Genomic DNA, 6168 nt, shown 5'->3' with positions numbered 1-6168 from the left:
ATTCGAAAGCCTGGGTCGTGGTCTGGAAGAGCCGCTCACCGTCGATCGTGAGCGAGAGATGGCGCTTTTCGCGCTGAAAAAGCCGGACCCCGAGTTGGTGTTCGAGCAGCCGCAGCTGCTGGCTGACCGCCGAAGGTGTCACCTGCAATTCCTGAGCGGCCTTTGCCACGCCGCCGAGCCGCGCGACCGCCTCGAAATGCGTCATCGAATTGAACTTGATGTCTGACATCGTCCTCGTCAGTTAAGCTCAGCTACACAGAATATTAAGAAACGAGAATTGAGCCTAATGTCAATCGGTCGCATCATCCTGTGGTCTCGGGAGGAGATGCAGGATGGAACCGGGTTCACCCCAAAGCTTGGGTAATGCCGGCAATGTGCCGGCAGTTGGACAGGCATCGACCAGGAAGCCCCTGATCGAGGCTTCCAACGTCAAGAAGAACTACGGCGCAACACGGGTCCTTCGGGGCGTGAGTTTTCAGGTCCGGCCTGGCGAAATCCACGCGCTCCTGGGCGGCAACGGCGCCGGCAAAAGCACCCTGATCCGCATCATCACCGGGCTGATCTCACGCGATGCCGGCGATATTAGCTTCGCCTCGTCGAAGGCCGGCCACACCAGCCCGATCATCGCGGTGGTGCATCAGGAGCTGGCGCTATTGCCCGAGCTGTCGGTCGCGGAAAATATCGGCATTGTGCATGCGAGGTCGGGCTGGTCGCAGATCAGCCGTCGCCGCATGCGCGAAACCGCGCTCGGAGCGCTCCGGCTGATTGACCCAGCGATCGGCGAAGAGATCATCGAGCTGCCGGCACGCAAATTGTCCCTCCACGAAGGCCAGATCGTCCAGATCGCTCGTGCCCTTTCCACCGGAGCCGAAGTGCTGCTTCTCGACGAGCCCACGGCCAATCTCACTGCCGGCGAGACTGCCAAACTCTTCTCGGTGCTGAAGCGGTTGGTGCACGAGGAAGGCATCGGCATCGTCTTTGTTTCTCACCGTATGCGGGAAATCCGCGCGCTCTGCGATGTCTGCACGATCTTGCGCGATGGCGTCACGATCGCGAATGCCACGCCGCTTGCATCGCTCAGCGACGCCGAAATCGTCCAGCAGATGGGCCAATACGCGCAGCGTCCGGCAAGGCACCGCAACCCGCAAAAACACCTCCGACAGGGCATACCAGTCGAACTCCTCGGCCCCGGCGACGTCAGGATAGCGATTTCGTCCGGCACCATCCTGGGACTGGCCGGCGCGCCCGCAGGCCCGACCGGCCTCATTGCTCCCCTGGTGGGCGCCGGACCCGGGGCTGGCTGGCGCCTTTCCGGCGAGGGTTTTGCGGACCGCTTCTCGTCTCCAGCGGCAGCGGCGCGGGCCGGTATCGGCTTTGTTTCGGGCGACCGCGCAACCAAGGGGATCCTTTCGCAGCTGCCCATCGTCGATAACGTGCTTGCAGCACGCAGGGTTCGCGAAAGACGGCGGATCGTGGCCGCAGCCGAGCGGCAGGAATGTCACGATCTCGTTTCAGCGCTGAAGTTGAAAGCCAGCTCGATCTGGGACCTGCCGGCCTCGTTGTCCGGCGGCAACCAGCAGAAGCTTCTCGTCGCACGCTGGCTTGGGCTGCCGCTCCGGATGGTGGTGCTGGAAGAGCCGACGCGTGGCGTCGACATCGGCACCAAGCATGACATTTACGGTTTGATCCGGGAGATGGCCGACGCTGGCGCGATCATCATCTGGTGGTCGACCGAGAACGTCGAACTGCTCGAGCTTTGCGACGCCATTTTCGCCTTTGACACTGATGGGCAACCGAAGGGATTCCTGCCTGAAGAGCACTACACCGAAGACGGGCTCGCCGAACTGACGGGGATGGCGGCATGACCGACGCGAGCAACGGCACCACGACCACCGACAAACTCCGGACCACCAACTCGCGCGTCCCAGCAGTTCTTTTGTGCTACCGAACGGAAGGCGCGATTGCCGCCGCAATCGTCGTCCTGCTGCTGGCCGTCGGCATGTTCGTGCCCGCTGCACTCAGCATGGGCAATTTGCAAAACATCATCCAGGCCGCCGCGCCCCTCATCATCATGTCACTCGGTGTTTTGCTGGTCGTGGTCACCGGCGGCATCGATCTTTCGGTCGGTTCAGTCTTTTCCTTGACCGGTATGGTGACCGCGCTGGCGATGGCCAGTGGCGCCGACGGACTGACCGCCAGTGCTGCCGGCCTGGCCGTCGGCCTTGTCTTCGGCTCGATCAATGGTCTTCTGGTCACGGTCGTTGGGCTCGCGCCTTTCGTCGTCACGCTCATCACCTACGCGGTGGCGGGCAGTCTGGCCTTCATCGTCACGAATGGTCGTTCGATGCCGATCGGCGCGCCGGATTTCTGGCTCCTGAATTCGGGCGAGATTATCCCGGGCGTCCCCAACCATCTTCTGTTCTGCATCATATTGATGATCGCGCTGGAATACGTCCTGCGCAAGGTCGTGCTCGGACGCTGGTTCTTTGCCGTCGGCTCGTCGGCAATTGCTGCCCGGCTGCTCGGCATTCCGGTTCTGCGCATCAAGTTTGCTGCCTATGTCGCTTCGGGCCTGCTCGCCTCTTTCGCCGGGCTGTTGACCGTAAGCTACATCCTTAACGCCGAAGCCACTGCCGGCGCCAGCCTGATGCTGCAGGCAATCGCCGCCGTCGTCATTGGAGGGGCCAGCCTATTTGGCGGAACTGGGAGCGCGATCGGCGCCATGCTGGGCGCTCTGATGATCACCTGCATCCAGAACGGCGTGAACCTCATTGGCGTGAACAGCTTCTGGCAAGGCTCCGTCACCGGCGCCGCGATCCTGCTCGCGGTTCTGATCGACCGCTTCAGCAGCAAGAACCGACTCTAGATCATCAACGGGAGGAACCAAGATGAAGTTGAAGACCATACTACTTGCAGCATTGGCGGCGGCCGCCTTGTCCAGCGCATCATACGCGCAGGACAAAAAGACCGTCGCTTACATCGCCCCGTCGCTGGACATCTCCTACTGGCAATGGGTCGGGTACGGCGTGAAGGAGAAGGCCAAGGAACTCGGCATGGATTATGTCGAGTACACTTCGGAAAACTCACCCGCCAAGCAGATGGACAATGCGCGGACCGCCGTGACCAAAGGCGTCGCGGCCATCGTGATCGGCCCCGTCAGCTCGACCTCGACACCGCCGCTGCTCGACTATCTGGCGAAGCAGAAAGTGCCGATCGCCTTTGCCGGCATCGGGCCGCAACCGGGCCTCACCAACTATACGTCCTCGGTCACCGCGAACAACTATGAGACCGGCAAGGCGCAGGGGAAATTCACCTGCGAGCTTGCCAAGGAGCGTGGCGGCAACAAGGTTGGCATGCTGTCGCTGCCGCAGGACCGGGAGAATGCACAGAAATACCTCAAGGGCGCCAAGGAGGCGTTTGCCGCCGACGGCTGCGACCTCGTCCAGATGCTGGAAACGCGGGGGCTGACGATCAACGAGGCCGTCACCCAGGCAAACGACCTCTTGACCGCCAATCCCGACATCAAGGCCATCTACGGCATGTATGACGAAGCCGGCACCGGCGCCGCCAAGGTGGTCGAGACCCGGGGCCTCACCGGCAAGATCGGCATCACCGTGGCCGACGGCTCGCCGACTACGATCGCGCTGCTCAAGAAGGGAGCGCTCCAGGGCATCTTCTTCCAGGAGGCAGTAGGCCAAGGCATCGACGGAACTCAACAGGTCTACAACGCACTGACGGGCGCGGCGGTGACCCAGGATCTGGCCTTGGTCATGCCTCTTGTTACGGCCGACAAGGTTGATAGTCCCGAGGCCAAGAAGGTCATCGCCCGCGTCTTTCCCCCGAGCAACTGACCGCCACCCAATGGACCCGCCGGCTTGGCCGGCGGTCCAGACCTCAAGCAAGGAATCCCGACCGTGGCCGAGCTGCCGTTCATCGATCCGCACCATCATTTGTGGGATCTGGAGACCAATTTTTATCCGTGGCTGACCGACGGGGTTAAGCCGTCAGCCTTCGGTGACTACGAGGCGATCCGAAAAAGTTACCTTCTCGAGGACTATCTTGAGGACGGCAAGAACCAGAACCTCGTAAAATCGGTGCACCTGGATGTGGGGTTCGATCCCAGCGATCCGGTTGGGGAGACGCGCTGGCTGCAGGAGATCGCCGACAAGCGGGGGTTTCCGCATGGCATCGTCGGCTATGCCGACCTGTCTAGACCCGATGTTGGCGAGCTCCTCGACCGCCACATGGAACATCAGAACTTCCGCGGCATTCGGCAGTCGATGAACTACCATCCCGACGCCGCTAAGACATATCAGGCGCGGCCGGAGGTGAGCCGGACACCCGAATGGCGGCGTGGTTTCCGGGAGCTGGCGAAGCGACGGCTGAGCTTCGACCTGCAGCTCTACTATCCCCAGATGGGCGAGTTCCTCGAACTCGCGCGCGACTTTCCCGACGTCCAGATCATTCTCAATCACACCGGCATGCAGGTCGACGGCGCCGAGCATTTTGGCGCCTGGAAAAAAGGCATGCACCAGTTGGCGCAAGCGCCGAACGTCGCCTGCAAAATCTCGGGCCTCGGCATGGGCGACTGGACTTGGACCACGGCCTCGATTCGTCCTTATGTCGAGGAGGCGATCGCAGCCTTCGGCGTCGACCGCTCGATGTTCGCGACGAACTTCCCCGTCGACAAGCTGTTCTCGAGCTTCGACGCCATTTTGAACGCCTTCAAGGAAATTACGATCGCCTACCCGCACGAGGAGCGGCTCGCGCTGTTCCATGACAACGCTGCCCGGTTCTACCGACTTTAGATCACCGGCAAACAGAAATAGCAGGAGAGTTCGACATGTTGCTGAAGGGCAAGGCCGTGGTGATTTCAGGGGCCGCGAGCCCTCGGGGGATAGGCCGCTCCACGGCAACGCTGATGGCGGAGCAAGGCGCGCGCATTGCTATTCTTGACCTCGATGAGCAACAGGCCCGTGACGCCGCCGAGTCGCTTGGGCCCGAGCACATTGGCCTCGCCTGTAACGTCGCCGACCTCGATGCGTGCAAGAGGGCTGCTGCCGAAGTGGCCGAAGCCTTCGGCAAGGTCGACGTGCTGTGCAACATTGCCGGGATCACGCAGCCCGCAAAGACACTGGATATCGGCGCGGCTGACTGGGACCGCATCCTCGATGTCAACCTACGCGGCGTGCTCCATCTCAGCCAGGCATTCATCCCGAACATGCGCGAAAATGGCGGCGGCTCGATCATCTGCATGTCGTCGGTTTCGGCCCAGCGCGGCGGCGGCATCTTCGGTGGCCCGCACTATTCGGCTGCCAAGGCGGGTGTTCTGGGGCTTGCCAAGGCCATGGCGCGCGAATTCGGGCCCGACCGCATCCGCGTCAACTGTGTCACACCGGGCCTGATCCAGACCGACATCACCGGCGGCAAACTGACCGACGCCATGCGCGCCGACATCATCAAGGGAATCCCGCTCAGCCGGCTGGGCGACGCACGCGACGTCGCCGGCGCCTATCTCTTTCTGGCGTCCGATCTGGCCAGCTACATCACCGGCGCCGTGATCGACGTCAACGGTGGGATGCTGATCCATGGCTGAGAGGACACCGGATCTTGAGATGCCTCGCGCTGGCAGCAATGTCAGCCTGGCCGAACGAGCCTATCGTATCCGCCGACATGCCGTCCGGATGGGTCAAGTCCAGGGCCAAGGTTACGTCGGACAGGCGCTGGGTATCGCCGACGTGCTTGCCGTCGCCTATTTCCATGCGCTTCACTACCGGCCGGACGACACGCTGTGGGAGGGACGCGACCGCTTCCTGCTGTCGATCGGACACTACGCCATCGCGCTCTACGCGGCGCTGATCGAAGCGGGCGTGCTACCGGAGGAAGAGCTCGAGACCTATGGCAGCGACGATAGCCGCATGCCGATGTCCGGCATGGCGGCATACACGCCCGGCATGGAGATCACCGGCGGCTCGCTCGGTCACGGCCTTGGCATCGCTGTCGGTATGTGCATGGGGCTGAGGCGCAAGCAGAGCGACAGTTTCGTCTATAACCTCCTGTCCGACGGCGAACTCGGCGAGGGTTCGACCTGGGAAGCCGCGATGTCGGCCGCCCACCACAAGCTCGACAATCTCATTGCCATTGTCGACTTCAACAATCAGCAGGCCG

The 6168-nt window shown here is 62.3% G+C and carries 7 protein-coding genes; 6 read left to right on the top strand and 1 reads right to left on the bottom strand.

Going from position 1 to position 6168, the window contains the following annotated elements; genetic code table 11:
- On the bottom strand, positions 1-205 hold a 205-nt coding region (locus NKH63_RS31125), incomplete at its 3' end, for a LysR family transcriptional regulator (RefSeq protein ID WP_352920500.1).
- A gap of 127 nt (positions 206-332) precedes the next feature.
- Between NKH63_RS31125 and NKH63_RS31120 the strand changes: the two genes are divergently transcribed.
- The 6 genes from NKH63_RS31120 to NKH63_RS31095 form a co-directional block, all read left to right on the top strand.
- Entirely contained in the window at positions 333-1865 is a 1533-nt protein-coding gene (locus NKH63_RS31120; protein WP_352920497.1) for an ATP-binding cassette domain-containing protein, read from the top strand.
- Complete coding sequence (locus NKH63_RS31115; RefSeq protein WP_352920494.1) at positions 1862-2866, top strand: ABC transporter permease; 1005 nt, start codon at positions 1862-1864, stop codon at positions 2864-2866. Before NKH63_RS31120 ends, NKH63_RS31115 begins: the two co-directional genes overlap by 4 nt.
- A gap of 22 nt (positions 2867-2888) precedes the next feature.
- Positions 2889-3851, top strand: coding sequence for a substrate-binding domain-containing protein (locus NKH63_RS31110; protein WP_352496781.1), 963 nt, complete (start codon positions 2889-2891; stop codon positions 3849-3851).
- 63 nt (positions 3852-3914) lie between these two features.
- Positions 3915-4808, top strand: coding sequence for an amidohydrolase family protein (locus tag NKH63_RS31105; protein WP_352920490.1), 894 nt, complete (start codon positions 3915-3917; stop codon positions 4806-4808).
- 35 nt (positions 4809-4843) lie between these two features.
- Entirely contained in the window at positions 4844-5596 is a 753-nt protein-coding gene (locus NKH63_RS31100; protein ID WP_352920487.1) for an SDR family NAD(P)-dependent oxidoreductase, read from the top strand.
- Between the two features lie 19 nt (positions 5597-5615).
- A partial coding sequence (locus NKH63_RS31095; protein WP_502896388.1) for a transketolase occupies positions 5616-6168 on the top strand: 553 nt, incomplete at its 3' end.

The sequence above is a fragment of the Mesorhizobium sp. M0960 genome (assembly GCF_040319055.1).
Lineage (GTDB): Bacteria > Pseudomonadota > Alphaproteobacteria > Rhizobiales > Rhizobiaceae > Mesorhizobium.
The sequence above is the reverse complement of the archived record's forward strand: the minus strand, read 5'-3'. Positions and strand labels throughout refer to the sequence as shown.

Excerpts from the sequence above, each read along its gene's own strand:
- NKH63_RS31120 (WP_352920497.1), top strand. The coding sequence starts at position 333 with ATGGAACCGGGTTCACCCCAAAGCTTGGGTAATGCCGGCAATGTGCCG.
- NKH63_RS31115 (WP_352920494.1), top strand. The coding sequence starts at position 1,862 with ATGACCGACGCGAGCAACGGCACCACGACCACCGACAAACTCCGGACC.
- NKH63_RS31100 (WP_352920487.1), top strand. The coding sequence starts at position 4,844 with ATGTTGCTGAAGGGCAAGGCCGTGGTGATTTCAGGGGCCGCGAGCCCT.
- NKH63_RS31110 (WP_352496781.1), top strand. The coding sequence starts at position 2,889 with ATGAAGTTGAAGACCATACTACTTGCAGCATTGGCGGCGGCCGCCTTG.